The sequence below is a fragment of the Hyalangium sp. genome, assembly GCF_035629615.1.
In the GTDB taxonomy this organism is placed as follows: Bacteria; Myxococcota; Myxococcia; order Myxococcales; family Myxococcaceae; genus Hyalangium.
Genome location: NZ_DASPHO010000372.1, coordinates 1 through 19,719 on the forward strand (window position 1 = coordinate 1; position 19,719 = coordinate 19,719).

Consider the following 19,719-nt stretch of genomic DNA (forward strand, 5'->3'; position numbering starts at 1 on the left):
GGCGAGCTCAAGAGCGCCATGGGCAACATGTTCGGCGCCAAGGCAGGTGACTCGGGTGGCTTCGGCGGCCTGGGCATCCGCGGCGGCGGCGGCGGTGGCGGCGGCACGGGCGACACCATCGGCATCGGCGCCATCGGCACCAAGGGCCGGGGTGGCGGCACCGCGAGCTACGGCTCCGGGGTGGGCGTCCTCGGCGGCAAGCAGAGCGTGGACGTGGGCATCACCTCCTCCGAGCCCATGGTCATGGGCTCGCTGGACAAGGAGCTCATCCGCCAGGTCATCCAGCGCAACCGCGGGCAGATCCGCTTCTGCTACGAGAGCCAGCTCACCAAGTATCCGAAGCTGAACGGCAAGGTGGCGGTCAAGTTCGTCATCAACGCCGAGGGCAAGGTGGTCTCCTCGGAGGTGGCCCAGTCCACCGCGGGCAACGCGGAGCTGGAGAGCTGCGTGGCTGGCCGTGTGCGCACCTGGCAGTTCCCCAAGCCCAAGGGTGGCGGCGTGGTGATCGTCACCTACCCGTTCATCTTCAAGGCCTCCGGCGAGTAACGCGGAGGGTTGAAAAATTGTAGTAGGGAAGCGGGCGGGCTCGGCAACGAGTCCGCCCGCGTCGCTTTTTAGGTGCTGGCTGCCGCTGGCGCGCTAACGTCATGAATCGCATGAAAGCTCTTGCATCCATTGCTCTCGTCACCGTGCTCGCCGTGCCGACGCTCGCGCGCGCACAGAATGCCTCTGCCGCCAAGAACTCAGAGGGGGACCGGCCGGCGGAGACCTTCAATGAGATCGAGCGCGGCCTGTACTTCGCCGTGCAGGGGGGGCCGTACTTCGTCGTCAACCCTCCCTCTGACGATCCGAACCCACGGCCTTTCTCACCCGGGCAGTCGGCTCAGGTAGAAGTGGGGTTCGATCTCGGCGAGCGCCTCTCGATTGGCTTCTTCGTGCTGGGCGCCACCAACCGGGCCGGCTCGGAGTACGTCGGCAAGTCCGAGGGCGCGGCCTCCGGGGACTTCTCTACCCTGGTGCCGGGCGCCACGCTGCGCGCGCACCTGGTGGGCTTCGCGGACAGCCAGGAGGTCAAGCGGACCTTCATCTATGCCCGCGCGGGAGCTGGCCTCGCGCTGTTCTCGCCCAAGCTGCTTCTACCGGATTCCGACATTCTGGTGTTCGCCGGGCCGGGAGTGGAGTACTACACGCGGCTGCGCCACTTCTCGGTGGGCATCGAGGTGACAGGAAGCTATCTGGTCTCCTCGGGTTCGTTCGGGTTCGCGGTGTCGCCGAACCTTCGCTACGCGTTCTAGCGGGAGAGACAAGTGCCTCAGGAGAATGGAAGCGGTGGGCCGCGCGGCGGTGGGCCGCGCGGCAGTGGGCCGCGCGGCGGGGCCGGAGGCCCTGGCCAGGGCCCGCGCCGTGAGGGCTCGGGTGGTTTTGGAGGACGTGACGGGGGTGGCTTCGGCGGTCGCGATGGCGGCCGTGGCCGGGGCGACGGGCCGGGCCGTGGGCGCGGCCGTGGGCGCGATGAGCCTGGGGCAGGTGGACCGGCTCAGCGTGTCATCGCCGAGCTGAGCGTCCTCGAGAAGGCGCTCTCCAAGAATGACTTCGCGTCTCAGAAGGGGCCGCTGGAGGCCATCGTCCGCGCTCTGCGCCCCATGCGCCTCAAGTCGCTGGACGATCTGGATCCCAACGCGCGTGGCCGGCTCATCACCACGCTGCTGCGCGTGCAGCGTCAGCCGAAGCCGCCCGCGCCCGAGGCTCCGGCAGCGGCTCCAGCAGAGGGTGCGCCCGCGGCGGAAGGGGCTGCTCCGGCTCCGGAGGCTGCTCCGGCTGAGGCTGCCGCGCCCGCTGAGGAGGCTGCTCCGGCCGAAGGGGCTGCTCCGGCCGAAGGGGCTGCTCCTTCTGAGGGTGCGCCCGCGGCGGAAGGGGTTGCTCCGGCCGAAGGGGCTGCTCCGGCTGCTCCCGCCGGGGATCCCGTGCGCGAGAAGTATGTCGCCTACACGAACGTCATGTTCCTGGTAGGGCAGGCCTGGCGCGCTGCAGGAGACCGCGAGCGTGCCGAGGTGGCGTTCGCCGCCAGTGGCCGTCAGCCCGGTCCCGAGCAGGAGGAGCACGCGCGCGCGGAAGGTGAGCGCCGTGAGCGTCCTGACCGGGGTGAGCGCCCGGAGCGTCGCGAGCGCCCAGAGCGGGGCGAGAAGCGCGAGCGCCCAGAGCGCGGAGAGAAGCGCGAGCGCCCAGAGCGGGGCGATCGTCCGCCCATGCCGGAGCTGACCGGTGACTGGGCCGAGCAGGCCAAGCAGCTCGAGGCCATGGGCCGGACCCGTGATGCGGGGCGGCTGCACGAGCGCAACAACTCCTTCGCGGATGCGGCCCGGCTCTTCGAGGCGGGCGGCGACACCAAGAGCGCGCTGCGCTGCGCGGTGGAAGGCAAGGACCTGGACATGGCGCGCCGCCTCGTCTCGGGGCTGCCCGCCGACCAGATTGGCCCTACGCTGGAGAAGGCCGGTGCGTACGAGCTCCTCATGGAGCACTACGTCGCCAAGAGCGACTTCGAGAACGTGGCGCGGCTGTACGAGCGGGCCCGGCAGTACGACCAGGCAGGCCTCGCGTACGAGCGGGCCAACAAGCTGACCCAGGCGCGCAAGTCGTACGAGCGCTCGCGGGACATGGCCAGCGCCAACCGCGTCCGCGGCCTCGAGGTGAAGTCTCTGGTGGAGCGCGGGGATCGGCTGGGCGCGGCGACGCTGCTGGCAGCAGCAGGCCAGCGGCGAGAGGCCGTGGAGGTGCTCAGCCCACTGCCCCCGCCCAAGGCCTTCCACTTCATGCAGCGGCTGAAGCTCGACGAGGAGGCCAAGGCACTGGCCCAGCGCGAGCTGGCTCGCGCCGAGGAGGAGAAGAAGCCCGCCGGACGTGCGCGCTGGCTGGAGCTGCTCGGGGAGACGGCCTCCGCTGCCGAGGCTTGGGAGCAGGCAGGCCGCAAGGAGAAGGCTCTGCCGCTCCATGAGCAGCTGGGCAACCTGGCGCGTGCCGCTCAGCTGGCCGAGGAGCTTCAGCAACGGACCAAGGCCATCGAGCTCTACACGCGCCTGAATGATGCCGCGGGGTTGGAGCGAGCTCAGGCGCTCCCGGATGCGCCCCCGCCGCCTCCGCCCGCTGCCAAGGACTCCGAGCAGGAGTCCGAGACCGGTTCTGAGTCCCCAACCCCTGCTACCTCGCCTGAGGAGCAGGAAAGTCAATAGTTCTCGCCGGTTGGCGAGCTTTGCGCGATTGCCCGGGGACACACACGATCGCTAGAGTCGCACCTCTCTAGCGCCTCCGTGCGGTTGCGCTCCCTTTCCCGCGAGGCCCGCTGTCCATGGAACAACCCTCCACTCCGCGTCCCACAGTGCGTGCGACCGATGAACGGTCCTTCCTCGAAGCCGAGGCCACCTTGGAGAAAGCGGGTCGCGTCGAGGATCTGATTCGGCTCTACGAGGGGCGCGGGCGCGAGGTGCCCGCCCCCGAGGCCACGCGTCTGCTCAGCCGCGCCGCGGAGCTCTCTCTCGAGCGGCTCCGCAATCCGTCCCGGGCGGAAGAGCTGCTGCGGCGGGCGCTGCTGCTGGCTCCCGATCCGCTCCCCGTGCTGCGCGGGATGAAGACGTTGTACGAGGCCAAGCAGGACGCGTCCGCGCTGGCGGACACCCTGGAGCGGCTGGCCAGTGCCACCACGGGCCAGGAGAGCTCAGGCTTCTTCCTGAAGGCTGCGGATCTCTACGAGACGAAGCTCTTCCGACGGGACCGCGCGGTGTTCTGCCTCCAGCAGGCCGCGCGGGCTGCGCCAGACCGGGCGACCTTCCGGCGGCTGCGTCAGGTGCTGCTGAGCGAGGATCGCTTCCATCCGGCCTTCGAGGCGCTGGAGCGGGAGCGCGAGGCGCTGGGGCCCGAGGGGATGGCCGACGAGTACGCGGCCGTCGCCGAGCGGCTCGTGGAGGATCCGACGGAGCACGCGCTGGCCGAGAAGGTGCTCGAGGTGGCGCGCACGCTGGATCCGCAGAGCGCGCGAGTGGAGAAGGCGCAGAAGTCGCTGCAGCGCTTCGAGCAGACCTGGCGCGATCGTGTCCGGATGCTGCGCAGCATGTCCCTGGAGGAGCGAGACCGGAAGAGCGCGGCCCGGCTGTCGCTGCTCGTGGCGAAGCTCTTCTCCTGGTACGACCCCACCGCGGGGGCGAGCAAGGTGAAGGAGGCGCTGGACCGGTGCTTCCTGCTGTGGCCGGGCATGCCCGAGGCCCTCAACCTCATCGAGAAGCTGGCGGAGCGCAGCGGGGACTTCACCTCGGCGATCACCCAGTTCGAGGCCATGGCCAACGAGGCCAAGGATCGCACGGCCCAGGTGGACCTGTGGCTGCGCGTGGGCACTGGGCGTCTCACGCGGCTCAACGATCCGGCGGGTGCGCTCGCGGCCATCGAGAGGGCGGCCGCGGCGGACCCGACGCGCGCGGATGCCGTGAACCTCGCGGCGGAGATGCTGATGGAGCACGGGCGGGGCCCTGAGGCCCTCGCGGTGCTTGAGCGGCACGCGACCACCGTGAAGGATCGCCAGGCGCAGTCCTCGCTGCGGATGCGGCTGGCGGACCTGTGCATGAACCAGCTGAGTGACGGCGCCGCGGCGCGCGTGCACCTGGAGGCGGCCCTCAAGGCCGATCCCGCCAACGCGCTCGCTGCCTTCCTCCTGGCCCGGCTGCTCGCGGACATCGATCAGTTCGACGCGGTGGAGCCGCTGCTGGATCTGGCCATGCTCGCCCCGCGGCCGAAGGCCGAGCGCATCGCCTTCTGCGAGAACCTGGCGATGACGTTCGAGGAGCGCGGGGATGTCCGCCGGGCCTTCGACGTGCTGTCGCGGGCGCTGGTGCTGGAGCCCGCGCGCCCGCTGCTGCTGGGCACAGTGGTGGAGCACGCGGAGAAGGCGCAGGCACAGCATGAGCTGGCCATGGCGCTCAAGCGGGCCGTGCTGGTGGCGCCCGAGCAGGTGGCGTTGGCGATCTGGCGGCAGTTGGCGCAGCTGCTCCAGGGGCCGCTGGCGGATCCTGTGGGCGCCGAGGCGGCCTGGCGAGAGGTGCTGGCGCGTGCGCCGGGGGACTCGGTGGCCGAGGAGGCCGTGAAGTCTCTCAAGGCGGCGGCCGCGCGCGCGGAGGATCCGCGCGTGAAGCTGGAGACGGAGATCAACCGGAAGGAAGCGGCGGCCACGCCTCCGGAGGAGCTCGAGCCGCTGCTCCGGCAGCTCGTCACTCTGGCTCCGGACGAGCCTGGGCCGCTGCAGCGTCTCCAGGCCCTGTGTGTGTTGCTCTCGAAGTTCGAGGAGGCCGCGGCGCTGGCTGGCCGGCTGGCCACGCTTGCTGAGACGCAGGTGGAGCGCAGCGACTGGTCGGCGCGGCAGGCGAAGCTCTACGCGGAGCGGCTGAGCCGTCCCCAGGAGGCGGCGCAGCTCTTCCTGAGTCTCTTGGCGGAGAACGTCTCCACGGGCCTGGTGGTGGGAGGGCTCGAGCGGCTGGCCTCGGCCGGGATCCAGACTGTGGAGATCGCCGAGGCGCTGGCCAACCACTACGGCCGGACGGGCGATCACCAGCGGCAGGTGGCCTCGCTCCAGCAACAGCTGGATGCCACGACCGAGGCCCCGGCACGCCAGCGCCTCATCGGCGTGCTGGCGACGATCCACGAGAAGCAGCTCGCGGACAGCCGGGCCGCCTTCGACTGCCGGATCCGCGGCCTGCGTGAGAACCCCCAGGATGAGGTGAGCCGTGCCGAGGCGCTTCGCTTGTCGCGAGACCTCTCCGCGCAGGCGGAGCTGGTGCGGGTGCTGCGGAGACTGGCGACGGAGTCAGAGGAGCTGCAGGTAGCTGTGCAGCTCCTGTCGGACTCGGCGACCCTGGCCGAGGAAGTGGGGGCGGTGGCGGATGCCACGGACGCGCTGCAGGCGGCGCTGGGCCGGGCGCCCGAGTCGCCCGAGCTGCTCCAGCGGCTGCTGCGGCTGCTCTGGCGTGCAGGGCGCGTGGCGGATGCGGAGGGACTGCTGCGCAAGCGCATCCAGACGGCCAAGGGGCAGGAGCGCCTGCGGCTGCTGCTCCAGCTCGTGGAGCTCAGCTCACAGACGGGCCGTCCGGCGGAGGCCGCCGAGGCACTCCAGTCCGCGCTCTCTCAGGGCGCGGAAGAGGGCAAGTACCTGCCGAGGCTTGCCGAGCTGTACGAGAAGGCCGGCCGCACGCGTGAGCTGAACGACACGCTGGCTCGGATGGTGGAGCTCGCGGAGACGGCAGGAGACACCGAGAAGGTGGCGCGCCTGAAGCTCAAGCGCGCGCAGCTGCTCCAGGGCGCACCGGGAGGCGACCAGGCGGAGGCGGTGCAGAGCTACGGGGACATCCTCCGTCAGCGCCCGTCCGATCCGGATGCGCTGGCTGCGCTGGAGGGGATGCTCGCCTCCGGCTCCGCACGCGAGGGTGCGGCGCGGGCGTTGTTGCCGGCGTACGAACTCACCAAGGATCACCGCAAGCTGGTGGCGGCGCTCGACGTGCTCGCCGAGGTGGCAAAGGATGACGCGGCCCGTGCGCAGGCGCTGCGACAGGCCGCGCACGTCCACCTCACGCACCTGCGCCAGCCGGAGCTGGCCTTTGCCTCGCTCGCGCGGGCCATGCGCCTGACGCCAGGAGACACGGCGCTGCGGGCCACGGCGCGTCAGGCGGCCGAGGATGCGGACGCGCTCGACAGCTACGCGGAGATCCTCCTGGAGCTGACGGAGGAGGGGAACGTCGGCCCTGCACGCGCCGCCGTGTTGCGCGATCTCGCCGAGGTGCAGGAGAAGAAGCTCGACGACAAGGCGGGCGCGATCAAGGCGCTGCACGCGCTGCTGGAGCTGGAGCCTTCCAACGTCGAGTGCCTCAAGTCGCTGCAGCGGCTCCACCGTTCGAGCGAGCAGTGGGCGGAGCTGGCGGAGGTGATCGAGCGGCTGGCCTCTGTCTCCACGGAGACCGCTGAGCAGGTGGCGTACCTGCGCGAGGCGGCGCTGCTGCATGAGAGCAAGCTGACGAGCAAGGAGCGCGCCGCCGCTGCGTGGAGGGCGATCGCCGAGCGTGATGCGCTCCAGCGCGAGGCCGCCGCCTCGCTGGACCGCCTCTACACGGAGCTGGGGCAGGCGCAGGAGCTGGCGTGGGCGCTCGCGCTGCGGCGCAGCCAGGAGGGGCAGAGCCCGCAGGGGCGCGAGGTCTCCTTCCGGCTCGCGGAGCTGCTGCGCACCACGCTGAACAACCCCACCGCCGCGCTCAAGCTCTACGAGCGGATCCTGGCCGAGGATCCGGGTCACCCCGGCTCGCGCGCCGCGCTGGAGGAGTGGGTGAAGGCGGCTCTGCCGACGAGCCGGGCGGCGCTGGACACGCTCGATCCCGTGCTCCAGCAGCTGGGAGATCACGCCCGTCGAGTGGCCTTGCGCGAGACGCGCATGGAGGCCGCGCTCACCGCGGAGAAGGCGCAGCTGGCGGGAGAGATCCGGCGGATCTACGAGCAGGAGATGCAGCAGCCGTCGCTGGCCTTCATGGCGGCGGTGAAGGCCTTTGCGGCAGGGCTTGATCGAGAGGCGCTGAGGCCGGAGCTGGAGCGGCTGGCGCGCGAGACGGGCTCGCATGAGGTGCTGGCGGAGATCTACGAGAACGTCATCTCGGATCTTCCCGCGGGAGATTCGTCGGCGCTGGCGCTGATGCGGCGGACGGCGGAGCTGCGTGAGCAGCTCAACCAGCCTGAAGAGGCCGCGCGCCTGTGGAAGAGTCTGCTGGAGGAGGCGCCGCAGGATCGCCAGGCGCTGGAGGCCCTGTCGCGCCTGTACGAGAAGGGGCAGAACGCCAAGAACCTCTCAGAGGTGTACGCGACACAGGCCCAGCTCGCCACCGATCCGGAGGCACGGCGAGGCCTGCTGCTCAAGGCAGGTGACGCCTTCGCCAGCGCGGGCGAGGATGCGAAGGCCATCGAGGCCTATCGCTCCGCGCTCGCCATCAAGAAGGTGCCCGAGGGGCTGCTCGCGCTGGATCGGCTGTTCGCGAAGGCGCATCGCGTCCAGGAGCAGGCGGACGTGCTGGCCCAGCTCGCGGAACTGTCGGAGGACGTCGAGTCGCGCCGGGGCTTCATGCTGCGCCGGGCCCAGCTCCTGGAGCTGGCGGAGAGCGCAGGTGAGGCGCTCATGGCGTACCGTGGGCTGCTGGAATTGATGCCAGGGGATCCGCAGGGCATCGCAGGCCTGGAGCGGCTGTTTGCGCAGGAAGGGCAGCGGCTGGAAGCCGCCCGTCTGCTGGAGCCTGTCTACCGGAATATCAACGACAGCCGGAAGCTGGTGGAGGTTCTGGAGGTACTCCTGTCCTCCGCTTCGCCGGAGCAGCGGCTGGAGCGCATCCAGGAGATCGCCCTGCTGCGTGAGGCGCTCGGGCAGACGTCGCTGGCCTTCGCTTCGCGTCTGCGGGCCTTCAACGAGTTCCCTCAGGAGCCGACCGTGCTCGACGAGCTGGAGCGGCTCGCGGCCGACTCGGGCTCCTTCGAGGAGGTGGCGGGTTCGTACGAAGACCAGCTCGAGCGCGGAGTCCAGGAGCCCCTGGCGGGCGAGCTGTGGAAGCGGCTGGCAGCGCTCTACGACGGGCGCCTGAAGCGCTACGACCTGGCGGTCCGCGCGCTGGAGGAGGTCAGCCGTCGCGAGCCGTACAACAAGGAAGTGCTGGAGACGATCGCCCGCACGCACCGGCGTACGGGCGCGCACCGTGAGCTGGCGCTGGTGATGCGCCGGCAGGTGGCGGCGGAGACCAACGTCAGCCAGCAGATCAACCTGCTCTTCGAGCTGGGCCACCTGGCGGAGGAGACGCTGTCGGACAAGGCGCTCGCCTCACAGGCCTATCGGGCGGTACTCGAGCGCAAGCCGGAGAACGCCAACGCGCTCAAGCTGTTGGGCAAGGTGCTCGCGGAGATGGAGCGCTGGCCGGAGTTGGCGCAGCACATCGAGCGGGAGATCCAACTCGCGGACGCGCGCAACGCGGTGGAGGAGGCGTCGGAGCTGCGCGTGCGCCTGGGACGGCTGAAGTTCACCCGCCTGGATGATCCGCGGGGTGCACTGGAGGTGTACCAGTCGGTGCTCACGCGGCGAGCCGGTCATGCGGGTGCGGTGGGCGCGCTGGAGGAGATGGCACGCTCGGAGAGCCCGCTGCGCGGAGCGGCGGCCAGTGCCCTGGAGCCGGTGTTCGCCGGGGTGGGGGATCACCTCAAGCAGGTACAGATGCTGGAGGCGAGGGCCTCCGTGGAGCCGGTGCCGCAGGAGCGCGTGGCGCTGCTGCGCCGCATCGCGGAGACCTACGCCGGCCCCATGCAGAACGCGGAGCTGGCGTTCGTCTACTCGGTGCGAGCGCTCGAAGAGCTGCCGGACGAGCTCCGCTCGCTCGAGCTGTGCCTCTCGCTGGTGGAGCCAGCGGGGACTGCCGAGGAGCTGATCGAGGTGCTCGTCGGGGTGGCCCCGAAGGCCAGCGATGCCGCGCGCGGAGAGCTGTACCGGGCGCTGGCGCGGCTCCAGGCGCGCATGGGCGAGGACAACGAGGCGCTCGCCGCGTGGCGCAAGGTGATGGAGGTGCGCCCCACGGACGAGGAGGCCCTGGAGAGCGTGGGCCGGCTGCTGACGTCCGAGGGCAAGTCCGCGGAACTGCTGGAGGTACTGCGCCGCCAGCTGGCGATGGCCGAGGACCCGGCCCGCCGCGCGGTGGTGCTCTTCCAGATCGGTGTGCTGCAGGAGGATCAGCTCAAGGACAACCTTGGAGCGCTCGCCACCTTCCGGCGGCTGCTGGAGCTCAAGCCGGATGACGCCGCGGCGCTGGCCCGGCTGGAGAGTCTCTGCCAGAAGCAGGAGCGGTGGCCGGAGCTGGCGGACGTGCTGGCCAGACGCATCGCGCTGATGCCACCCGAGCAGGCGCTGGAGCTGAAGTTCCGGCTGGCCACGGTGCGTGAGGCGAAGCTGCTCGACAAGACGGGCGCGCTGGGGCTCTACGGCGAGGTGCTCTCGCTGCAGCCCAACCATGCGGGCGCGGTGGCACGCATGGAGGCGTGGGTGACCCGCGAGCCGCAGAACCTGCTCGCGGTGGAGACGCTGCTGCGGGCTCTGCGAGTGAGTGGCGACATCGCGAAGCTGGCACAGTTCATCGAGATTCGCGTGGGCGCGTCCTCGGACTCCTTCGAGAAGAAGGCGCTCCTGGGTGAGCTGGCCACGCTGCGCGAGACGCAGGGCGAGGCGGAGCTGGTCTTCCTGGCGCTCTTCCGGGCCTTCCAGGAGGACCCGAACGACGGCGAGCTGCGCCACCGGCTGGAGGGTGCGACCGACGCGTCCAACACCTATGACGAGCTTGTGTCGGCCTACGAGGAGGCGCTGCCGCGCATCGCCGAGGCGGCGGACGCGGCGGAGGTCTGCCTCAAGCTGGGCCAGATGCTGGAGACGCGTCTGCGGGAGCCCGAGCGCGCCATCACCTACTACGAGCGCGCGCGCAGCCTACACGCCTCGGTGCAGGAGAAGGCCTCGCTGGCGCTGGATCGGCTCTACGTGGAACTGGAGGCGTGGCCGGAGCTGGCGGGTGTGCTGGAGCAGCTGGCTGCGGGCGCCACGGTGTCGGCGGACAAGGTCGGTTTCCTCTTCCGCCTGGGGCAGCTCTGCCAGGAGCGGCTGGACAGCCTGGATCGTGCGGCGTCTGCCTACGAGCAGATCCTGACGATCGATGCGGGGCACCTGGCGTCCGCACGGCTGCTGGAGGGGCTGTACGAGGCGGCCGGTGCATCCGACAAGCTGTACGCCATCCTGCAGCACGAACTCGAGCGCGTCTCCGGGGCTGAGCGGGAGCGCGTCCTCTCGAAGATGGCGCAGGTGTCGGACGTGGGGCTGGAGGACCTGGGCCGCTCCATCGAGCTGTACCGGGAGCTGCTGGCGAAGAACCCGCGCAACGAGCAGGCGTTCACGGCGCTGGAGGGGTTGCTCGAGCGCGCGAGCAGGCCGGAGGAGCTGCGCACGTTGCTGGCGGACCGGTTGGCGCAGACGCTGGACCCGCGCGAGGTGGTGCGCCTCAACGAGCGGCTGGGTCGGGTGGTGTACCGCCTGCTGAAGCAGCCAGAGGCGGCGGTGCCGTACTTCAAGGCGGCGCTCGATCGCGACCCGCGGCACCGGGTCGTGCTGGACACGCTGCGCGAGCTGTACGAGGAGACGGCTCAGCGTGAGGAACTGGTGGCGGTGCTGCGTCGGCTCGTGCCGCTGCAGGAGTCTTCGGAGGGTGTGAAGGGGCTGCGCCTGCGCCTGGCCGAGGTGCTGGCGGAGATGGGCCGCCGCGAGGAGGCGTTGGACGCCGCCCGCCGGGCGCTGGAGGTGGAGCCACACACGGTGCAGGACCTGGACCGGGTCCACACGCTCTTCGTCTCGCTGAGGGCTTACAACGACGCCGTCCGCGCGCTGGAGCTGAGGGTGCAGGTGCACCTGGCCTCCGAGGAGCGTGAGCAGGCGGTGGCCGCGTACTTCGCGGTGGCGGACATGTGGGAGGGCCCGGGCGCCAAGCCCGAGCAGTCCGCGGGTGCGCTGGAGAAGGTGCTGGAGCTGGATCCGGCCAACCGGAAGGCCTTCGAGCGGGTGTCGGAGCTGTACCGAGGCCATAACGACTGGCGCGCGTATGCCGGCGTGGTGGACCGCTACATGCCCCACCTCGTCACGGACGAGGAGAAGCTCTCCTGGTTGCGCGAGCTGGCGCGGGTGCAGGAGGAGCGGCTCGGGCAGAAGGACGTGGCGTTCCTGGCGCTCTGCCGCGCGCTGCAGATCGACGCGGCGGACGACACGCTCCGCGAGGAAGTGGAGCGGCTGGCGAACGAGACGGGCTCGCACGAGGAGCTGGCTGCGGTCTACGAGGAGGTGGCGGACTTGCTGCCGAAGGGCCCGCTGGCCGAGCGGCTCTACGCCACGCTCGCGCGAGTGCACGACGAGCGGCTGGATGACGCGGCGGCGGCCGAGGCGGCGTTCCGGAAGATCCTCGAGTTCGATCCGACCAACGCCACTGCGCTCGACGGGCTGGCTGGGATGTTCCAGCGGCGCGGCCGGGATCGCGAGTACGTGGTGGCCCTGGAGCAGCAGCTGGAGGCTGCCGCATCCATCGAGGCGCGCAAGGGGATCCTGAAGGAGATCGCCCGCATCTACGACGAGCGGGTGGGGGATCCGCAGGAGGCCGCCACCGCGCTGCTGCGAGCGCTGGAGCTCGAGCCGGACGTGGAGACGCTGGACGTGCTGGCCGCGCTCTATCGCCGCCAGAACGCGCACTCGGATGTGGCCGCCACGCTGCAGCGCAAGCGGGACTTGATGGGCACCCCCGAGGATCGCGCGCGCATCCAGGTAGAGGTGGCGGGGGTCTACGAGCGGGACATCGGAGATGACGAGGCCGCGGTGGTGGCCTACCGGCAGGCGCTGGAGTTCAACCCGGAGAACCGCGAGGCGCTGGAGTCACTGGAGCGGCTGCACACCAAGCTGGACCAGCCGGCGGAGCTGCTGGCGGTGTACGAGCGGATGCTGGAGCTGAGCACGGACTACCGCGAGCGGGTCCGGGTGCTCTTCCGCAGCGCGGGCATCTGGGAGGACAAGTACCAGAACCCAGCGAACGCGGACGCCTGCGTCGAGGCCATCCTGGCCATCGATCAGACGAACCTGCAGGCCATCAAGACGCTGATCCGCCTGCGGCGCACGCAGGAGCGGTGGGAGGATCTGATCCTCGCCTACGAGCGGCAGCTCGGGCTGGTGACGGAGCCGCAGGAGCAGGCCGAGCTGTACGTGGAGATGGGCACCGTCTACCACCAGCAGCTCAGGGCGGTGGACCGGGCGGTGGACAGCTACCAGTACGCGCTGAACGCGGAGCCCTCGTGCCGGCCGGCGATGCACGCGCTGGGCAACCTGTACGAGCGCAGCGGCAACTGGCCCTTCGCGCTGGACATGCTGCAGCGTGAGGCGCAGGTGGTGGGGCAGTCGCCGGAGGCGGTGGAGCTGTTCCACCGCATGGGCAAGATCAACGAAGACATGTTGATGGACACGGGGAGCGCGAAGTCCAGCTACCAGCAGGCGCTCGTGATCGACCCGGGGTACCTGCCCAGCATTCGCGCCCTCAAGGGCATCCAGGAGCAGGAGCAGGACTGGGGCGGCTACGAGCAGACGCTCCTCCAGGAGGCGCAGAGCTCGGAGGACCCGCAGGCCAAGGCGCGCTCGCTGCTGGACGTGGCGAAGTACCACGCGGAGACGCGGCAGGACAAAGACACGGCCACGCACTACTTCGAGGAGGCCCTCAAGCACGTCCCGGACAGCCTCGAGGCGGCGCGCCCTCTGGCGGACGTCTACATCGCGCGCGAGGACTGGATGCTCGGCGAGAAGATGCTGGACATCGTCGTCCGGAAGATGGCGGAGAAGGCCATCGCGGAGAAGGACGGCGCAGTCACAGTGGATCTGTCGCGACAGCTCTACCGGCTCGGCTACGTGTCGGAGAAGCTGAGCAAGCGCGAGAAGGCGCTCGACGCGTACGAGAAGTCCTACGGTCTGGACTCGAGGTACCTGGCCAACCTGGAGAGCTTCGGCAACCTGCTCGTGCACGCGAAGCGGTACGAGGACGCGCTGAAGGTCTTCCAGGCCATCCTCATCCACCACCGCGAGAGCCTGACGGACCTGGAGGTCGTGGAGGTCTACTGGCAGCTGGGTGACGTGCTCGCTGCGCTGGGGCACGCGGACCGCGCGCAGAACCACTTCGAGAAGGCGCTGGCCATCGATCCGGGGCACGAGCCGTCCTTGCGGGCCTTGGTGGGACTGATGGACAAGGCGGGCCAGTACGAGAAGTCCGCTGAGCTGCGCCAGCAGCTCGTGAACGTGCTGGATGGGGAGGCCAAGGCGCGTGTCTTCCTGGAACTCGGCCAGATCGCACGGGACAAGCTCAAGGACCCGTACATGGCGATCGACGCGTTTGGCGGTTCCCTCAAGGAGCAGCCGGATGCGCTGGAGGTGATGGACTCGCTGTACGTGTTGCTGCGCGAGACGCGCCAGGGTCAGAAGGCCGCGGACGTGCTGCAGCGGATGCTGACGCTGCCGGCGCTGACCGCTGAGCCGAACAAGGCCAAGCGGGTGTGGTTCGCGCTCGCGGAGATCCGCCGCGACGAGCTGAAGGACATCGAGGGCGCCACCGAGGCGTTCAACGCGGCGCTGGACGTGGATCACCGCTTCGTGGAGGCCTTCAGCGCTCTGGAGGCCATGCTCGGCGGAGCCAGCCTGTGGAAGGCGCTGGAGGACAACTACGCGAAGATGCTCTCGCGTATCCCGAAGACGCCGGACACCCACGTGGCGCGCATGGCGCTGTGGCGGGCGCTGGGTGACCTCTACCTCCAGGTGCTGAAGAACACGGAGGGGGCGGTGGCGGCCTATGGCGTGGTGGCCAAGGGCCTGCCGGACGACGCGGGCGTGCAGGAGACGTTCGCGGAGGTGGCCGGCCAGGTGCAGGGCAAGGAGGAGGAGGCCATCGCGGCGCTCCGCCGAGCGCTGCCGAACACGGAAGATCCGCGCAAGGTGTGCAGTCATCTCGTGCGCCTGCTGGCGGTGCGCAAGGACTACGATGGGGCGTGGCTTGCCGCGCAGGCGGTGGCCGGACTCATCGGCGATCCGGGGGATGACGAGAAGGAGATCCTCACGAAGCTGGGGCCCTACGCCAAGCGCAAGGAGGTGGCGCAGCGCGCGCTGACGGATCGGCTCTGGCAGACGCACCTCTTCCACCCGAAGCTCCGCGCACCGCTGTCCGAGCTGATGGGGATCCTGTTCGAGCAGGTGGGGCACCTGTATGCGGTGCCCTTCCAGCAGTACCAGATCGTCCCGAAGAAGCACCGCATCGATGTCGGTACCTCGCAGGAGTACCACGTCCACCACTACCGTTACGTGGCGCGGCTGTTCGGCATGGAGGCGATGGAGCTGTACTCGCCGTTCCTCGTGGCCACCCGCGAGCGCTTGAGCCGCCGCACCAACGAGCCGGCACCCGAGCCGATGATCAACGCGGAGCTCCTCCAGACGCACCCGGCCAGCGTGCGCGTGGGCGGGAAGTTCTTCGCGGAGCAGGGGCAGAAGGAAGTCTATTACCTGCTGGGCCGCGCGCTCGCGCTGGCGCGGCCGGAGCTCGCCTTCAGTCAGCGGCTGGCGCCGGATCGGCTCGAGGCGTTGCTCCAGGCGGCGATCACCCTGGTGGCGCAGATCCGCCCGACGGCGGATCCACGCCACTTCGCGGAGGCGCGGCAGATCCTGGAGAAGAACCTCAGCGAGCAGGCCCGGGGGTCGCTGTCCAAGCTGGTGCGCGCCTATCTGCCCACCGCCACTCCGGCGGACGTGCGGGCTTGGCTGGAGGGCGTGGAGCTCACGGCGGCGCGCGCGGGACTCTTCGCTGCGGGGGAGATGGAGCCGGCCAAGCGGATGGTTACCGGGGAGACAGGCTCCACCTTCCGGGTCCCTCCTCGCACCAAGCTACGGGATCTATTGGTGTTTGCGACATCCGAGGACCTACATGATCTGCGTGTCGCCGTAGGGACGCACGTGGAGGTGCAGGTAAGGAAGTAGCGGTTAGATCTTGGTCGAAGGTTCAGCCGTTGAAAGGCAACCGGGCGGTCATGGGACGCATCCTTGACCCCCCCGGACAGCACCTCTACGATTTTGGCAGGATTTCTTCGTCTTTTCTGAGACTTGCGGGGAACGATGCGCTTCGTCTGCGACAGCTGCCGCGCGCAGTACATGATTAGCGACGACAAGATTGGCGCCAAGGGCGTCAAGATTCGTTGCAAGAAGTGCGGCCACGTCATCGTGGTGCGTCCAACTGGCGCCGCGGCGCCGAAGGACGAGGGAACGTCGGAGGCCTCGGCGGCCGAGGCGTCTGCACCTTCCACCAGCACCAGTGCCGGGAACTCCAACGCAGCGGCCGCGCTCGCCACGTTGGGGACTCCACCCGAGGGCGGCCTCTTCACGGGCGTGGAGGAGGACGAGATCGGCGCGGTCTTCGATCAAGTCCTCAACTCGGGCTCGCACAAGATCCCCGCGGGGGAGCCCGTGGGCGACCAGGCTCGAGAGAGCAAGTCGTCCACGCCGGACGCCGTGCGCAAGCTGGCGGAGGCCGAGTCGCAGCCGGAGGAGCCGAAGGCTGCTGCGCCCGCGAATGATTGGTACGTCGCCATCGACGAGAAGCAGGTGGGGCCGCTCACCCTTGAGAAGATCAAGGAGCACTGGGAGCGGGGCGAGGTAGGGCCGGACAGCCTGTGCTGGCGCGCGGGCTTCAGTGACTGGATCCCGCTCTCCGAGGTGACGGAGCTGGCCTCGGCGCTCGCACCGCGTCCTGCCAAGCCGGTGATCGTTGCGCCCGCGGCGATGGCGTCGTCGGTCCCGTCGGCGTCTGCGCCGGTGGAGTCCGCGTTCAGCGCAGGGGCGCCGGCAAAGAACAACCGTCCCGAGATTCCCGCGGCTCCTGCATTGGGCCAAGAGCCGCCGTCGTCGGGCTGGAAGCCTTCGGCTGCGAGCGTGCTCGCCTCGCTGGTGAAGGAGGAGAACGAGGCGATGTCCAAGCCGCCTCTGCGGCCTGCGGCGGAGGAGAAGCCCGCGGCGCCGGGGCTGCTCGATCTGCCGCCTCCAGAGCCCGCGCATGCTTCGGCTTCGCGAGCGGCGCCGATGCTGGCGACCGCCGCCGAGCCGATGCGTGCGCCGCAGCCTTCGGCCTATGCGCCCGCGCCCGCGTATGCGCAGCCGGCGCCTGCGTACGCGCAGCCGGCCTACGCGCCGGCAGGCTACCCTCAGCCCGCGTACCCCGGTTACCCGCCCTCGGCGGTTCCTGGGGGGCAGGGTGGCAACAAGACGGTGATGGTGGCGGCCATCGCGGCAGGTACGGTGGTGGTGCTGCTGGGCTTGGGAGTCTTCGTCTGGAAGTCATCCTCTTCCAGCTCGACCACTGAGCCACCGGCCATGGCGGCCGCGACGCCGCCTTCTCAGCAGGAGCCGAAGACGCCTGAGGCGGCCACGCCCCCCACGCCGGCGCCTGCCGAGGCGAAGACGCAGCCTGCGCCCAACGCTGGTGTGGCGAATCCGTCGGTGTCGCCCACACCTGCGCCGGGCACGGCTGCGCCGCTTGCTCCTGCGCCGGGGACAGGGGTTGCTGCGGGAGGGAGCACACCTCCTGCTCCTGCCGCCACGCCGACTCCGCCTCCGGCCACGACTCCGACGCCGCCCGCGGCCAGCGAGGCGGTAGCGAAGGCGAGCCCGGGCACCCGCGAGCCGTCTCGGAAGAACGGGGATCGTAACAGTGGTGAGTCGTCGCGTCCGGCGCCGACCGCCAAGCCTGAGGCCATCTCGAAGCCGTCAACGAAGCCTGCCGATGATGGCTTGGGCGATGACTTTGATGATCTCTTCGGAACGAAGAAGCCGGAGAAGAAGCCGACCGGCAGCCAGGCGGGCAACACGCCCTCCACGTACATTCCGCCTGAGCCTGGGGGTGGTGCCAACGTGCCTGAGCGGCTCGGTCAGTCGGACATCATGGCAGTGGTGGTGGCGAACAAGCCGGCCATCGTGAAGTGCGTGAACGAGCAGAAGAAGAAGGATCCCGGCCTCAACGGTCGACTGGTGATGCGGTGGGTGATCCAGCCCAACGGCCGGACGACGGGTGTGTCGGTGAAGTCGGAGGAATTCAAGAAGACCTATATGGCGAGCTGTATCTCCGGGCTCATCAAAGGGTGGAATTTCCCGAAACACAAGAAGCAGGGGGATCCCATCGATTTCCCGTTTATCTTCTAGAAATGATCACGAGCGGACAGTGACGTGGCAGTAACAAGAAGCCGTGGCACTGTCCGCTTGCGTCAGCGCTGAATTTCCAAGAGGGGATTGCGTCGAGGGTGCGTCGACATTCGTTGACACATCCAGAGATGCGTGGCTAAAGCGACGCCGCTCGCAAGGATGAAGAGGGGGCTTGTGAGGCCGGAGGCCCCATGCGAGGCACCCACAGGAGGAAGTCCAGCATGCAGCTTCTGAAGACGATGATGATGCTCATTGCGCTGAGCGCGATGAGCCTGGTGATGACTGGTTGCCCCACTGACGAGGAGGGCAGCCTGACTTGTGCGTTGGACGCGGACTGCATCGAGGGTGAGATCTGCCACCCGAATGCCAAGGTCTGTGTGAAGACGTGTACGGCGGGCGCGGACTGTCCCTCGAGCGCGAAGACGTGCGCGGCGCTGAGCACGGCGGACAACCGGCAAGTCTGCCAGTGTGCGACGGACACGCTGTGCAACTCAGAAGGAACGACGGACCTGGTCTGCTCGAACCTGGACAAGGTCTGTGCGACGAAGTGCACGACGGATGCGTCCTGCGGCACGGGCCGGACCTGCGACACGGCGACGGGTCAGTGTAAGGCGGGCGGCGTCGTGGGCGACACCTGCACGGGCGAGGGTCAGTCTACCTGCACCTACGGCACGCAGTTCTGCAGCGCCAGCAAGTGCACGGCTCTGCCGACGCCTTCCTGCCAGAACTACACGAATTTTGCGAACAAGAGTGAACTCGGCACTACGGGCGTGATCATCTACTCCGCTCGGGTGGAGAGCGCGGCGACTGACACGGCATTCTGCGGTAACACTGACACCAAGCGCGTGAAGATCGCTATCTCGGCGTACTCTGACAGGGCCTTTCCTGCAACCAAGGCCGAACTCAGTGGCTTCTTCTATATCCTCGTGGATGGGGAGAAGAAGGACGCGATTGCGGCTGTGAGTTCTTCCTCTGGAAACTACACGGTCTCTGGAACGAACCGCGAGCGCGCCGAGATTGTAGTGAGCCTCTGCCGCCCGCCGTCCAGCACGACCACCTCGACCGGCTTCTACTTCACGAGCGGCAACTTCTTCTGCTACCAAGCCAACTACCTGTAGCCTGAGAAGCAGTTGAATCCGTGAGAGTATCGCGGCCTTCTCTTGGGCCCTGTCTGGCGTTTCGCTAGGCAGGGCCCTCTTATGTCGTAGAAGAGTGGCTGCGTACCCTCATCAGGTCTGTCAGAGGGGCTGTCAAGCCCGCCATGAACCATGTTGAATTTCGCTGAAAGACGTCCGTCCTTCATCGTGCACGCACGGAAATTCCGGCGGCCTTCAAAAGGAGAGTCCATGTTGTTTTCGAAGCTGATTCGGACCTTGACCCTGGGGCTTAGCCTCGTTGGCACTGCGGCACTTGCCGGGGATGCAGCGAGCAAGTCGGGGACGACCACCCAGTTGAACTGCCCCTCGGGGACGAAGCAGTTTGGTACTCCGGACGACGGCCTGATCTGCCGCAAGACGGTGCCCGAGAATGGCTACTATGTGCCCCATGGCCCAGCCGTGTCGTATTACCCCAACGGGCAGAAGCGCTACGATGGACAGTACTTTGAGGGGTTCCGCAGTGGCACGTGGACCTTCTTTGATGAGTCCGGCAAGCAGACCGGGCGCACCGAGTTCAGCGGAAACAACTACCACGGGAAGCGCGTGCAGTACTTCGCGAGCGGCAAGCCGCGCCTCATCGAGGAATATGTGAACGGGAAGCGGCACGGATTGACGCAGGAGTTCGCCGAAGACGGCAAGATCATTCGCGAGGCACAGTACCGCGACGATAAACTGGCCGACGCGAAGTAGCTTCCCTTCTTGCTCCAGTGCCGAGGGCTCTCTTCTACGTGGAGG

7 protein-coding genes are annotated in these 19,719 nt (G+C 68.9%); all 7 read left to right on the top strand.

Features of this window, described 5'->3' with window-relative positions; all coding sequences use genetic code 11:
* A partial coding sequence (locus tag VD972_RS19075; protein WP_324989003.1) for a TonB family protein occupies positions 1 to 546 on the top strand: 546 nt, incomplete at its 5' end.
* A 110-nt stretch (positions 547 to 656) separates the two neighbouring features.
* Positions 657 to 1,295, top strand: coding sequence for an adventurous gliding motility protein CglE (gene cglE, locus VD972_RS19080; protein ID WP_324989005.1), 639 nt, complete (start codon positions 657 to 659; stop codon positions 1,293 to 1,295).
* A 12-nt stretch (positions 1,296 to 1,307) separates the two neighbouring features.
* Positions 1,308 to 3,227 (top strand): DEAD/DEAH box helicase, encoded by a 1,920-nt coding sequence (locus VD972_RS19085; protein ID WP_324989007.1) that lies wholly within the window; start codon positions 1,308 to 1,310, stop codon positions 3,225 to 3,227.
* A gap of 116 nt (positions 3,228 to 3,343) precedes the next feature.
* Positions 3,344 to 15,616 (top strand): tetratricopeptide repeat protein, encoded by a 12,273-nt coding sequence (locus VD972_RS19090; RefSeq protein ID WP_324989008.1) that lies wholly within the window; start codon positions 3,344 to 3,346, stop codon positions 15,614 to 15,616.
* 135 nt (positions 15,617 to 15,751) lie between these two features.
* Positions 15,752 to 17,827, top strand: coding sequence for an adventurous gliding motility protein GltJ (gene gltJ / locus VD972_RS19095; RefSeq protein ID WP_324989010.1), 2,076 nt, complete (start codon positions 15,752 to 15,754; stop codon positions 17,825 to 17,827).
* A gap of 221 nt (positions 17,828 to 18,048) precedes the next feature.
* On the top strand, positions 18,049 to 18,945 hold the full coding sequence (locus tag VD972_RS19100; protein ID WP_324989012.1) for a hypothetical protein: 897 nt from the start codon (positions 18,049 to 18,051) through the stop codon (positions 18,943 to 18,945).
* A gap of 255 nt (positions 18,946 to 19,200) precedes the next feature.
* Positions 19,201 to 19,674, top strand: a complete 474-nt coding sequence (locus tag VD972_RS19105; protein ID WP_324989014.1) for a hypothetical protein — start codon at positions 19,201 to 19,203, stop codon at positions 19,672 to 19,674.
* The last annotated feature ends 45 nt before the right edge of the window (positions 19,675 to 19,719 follow it).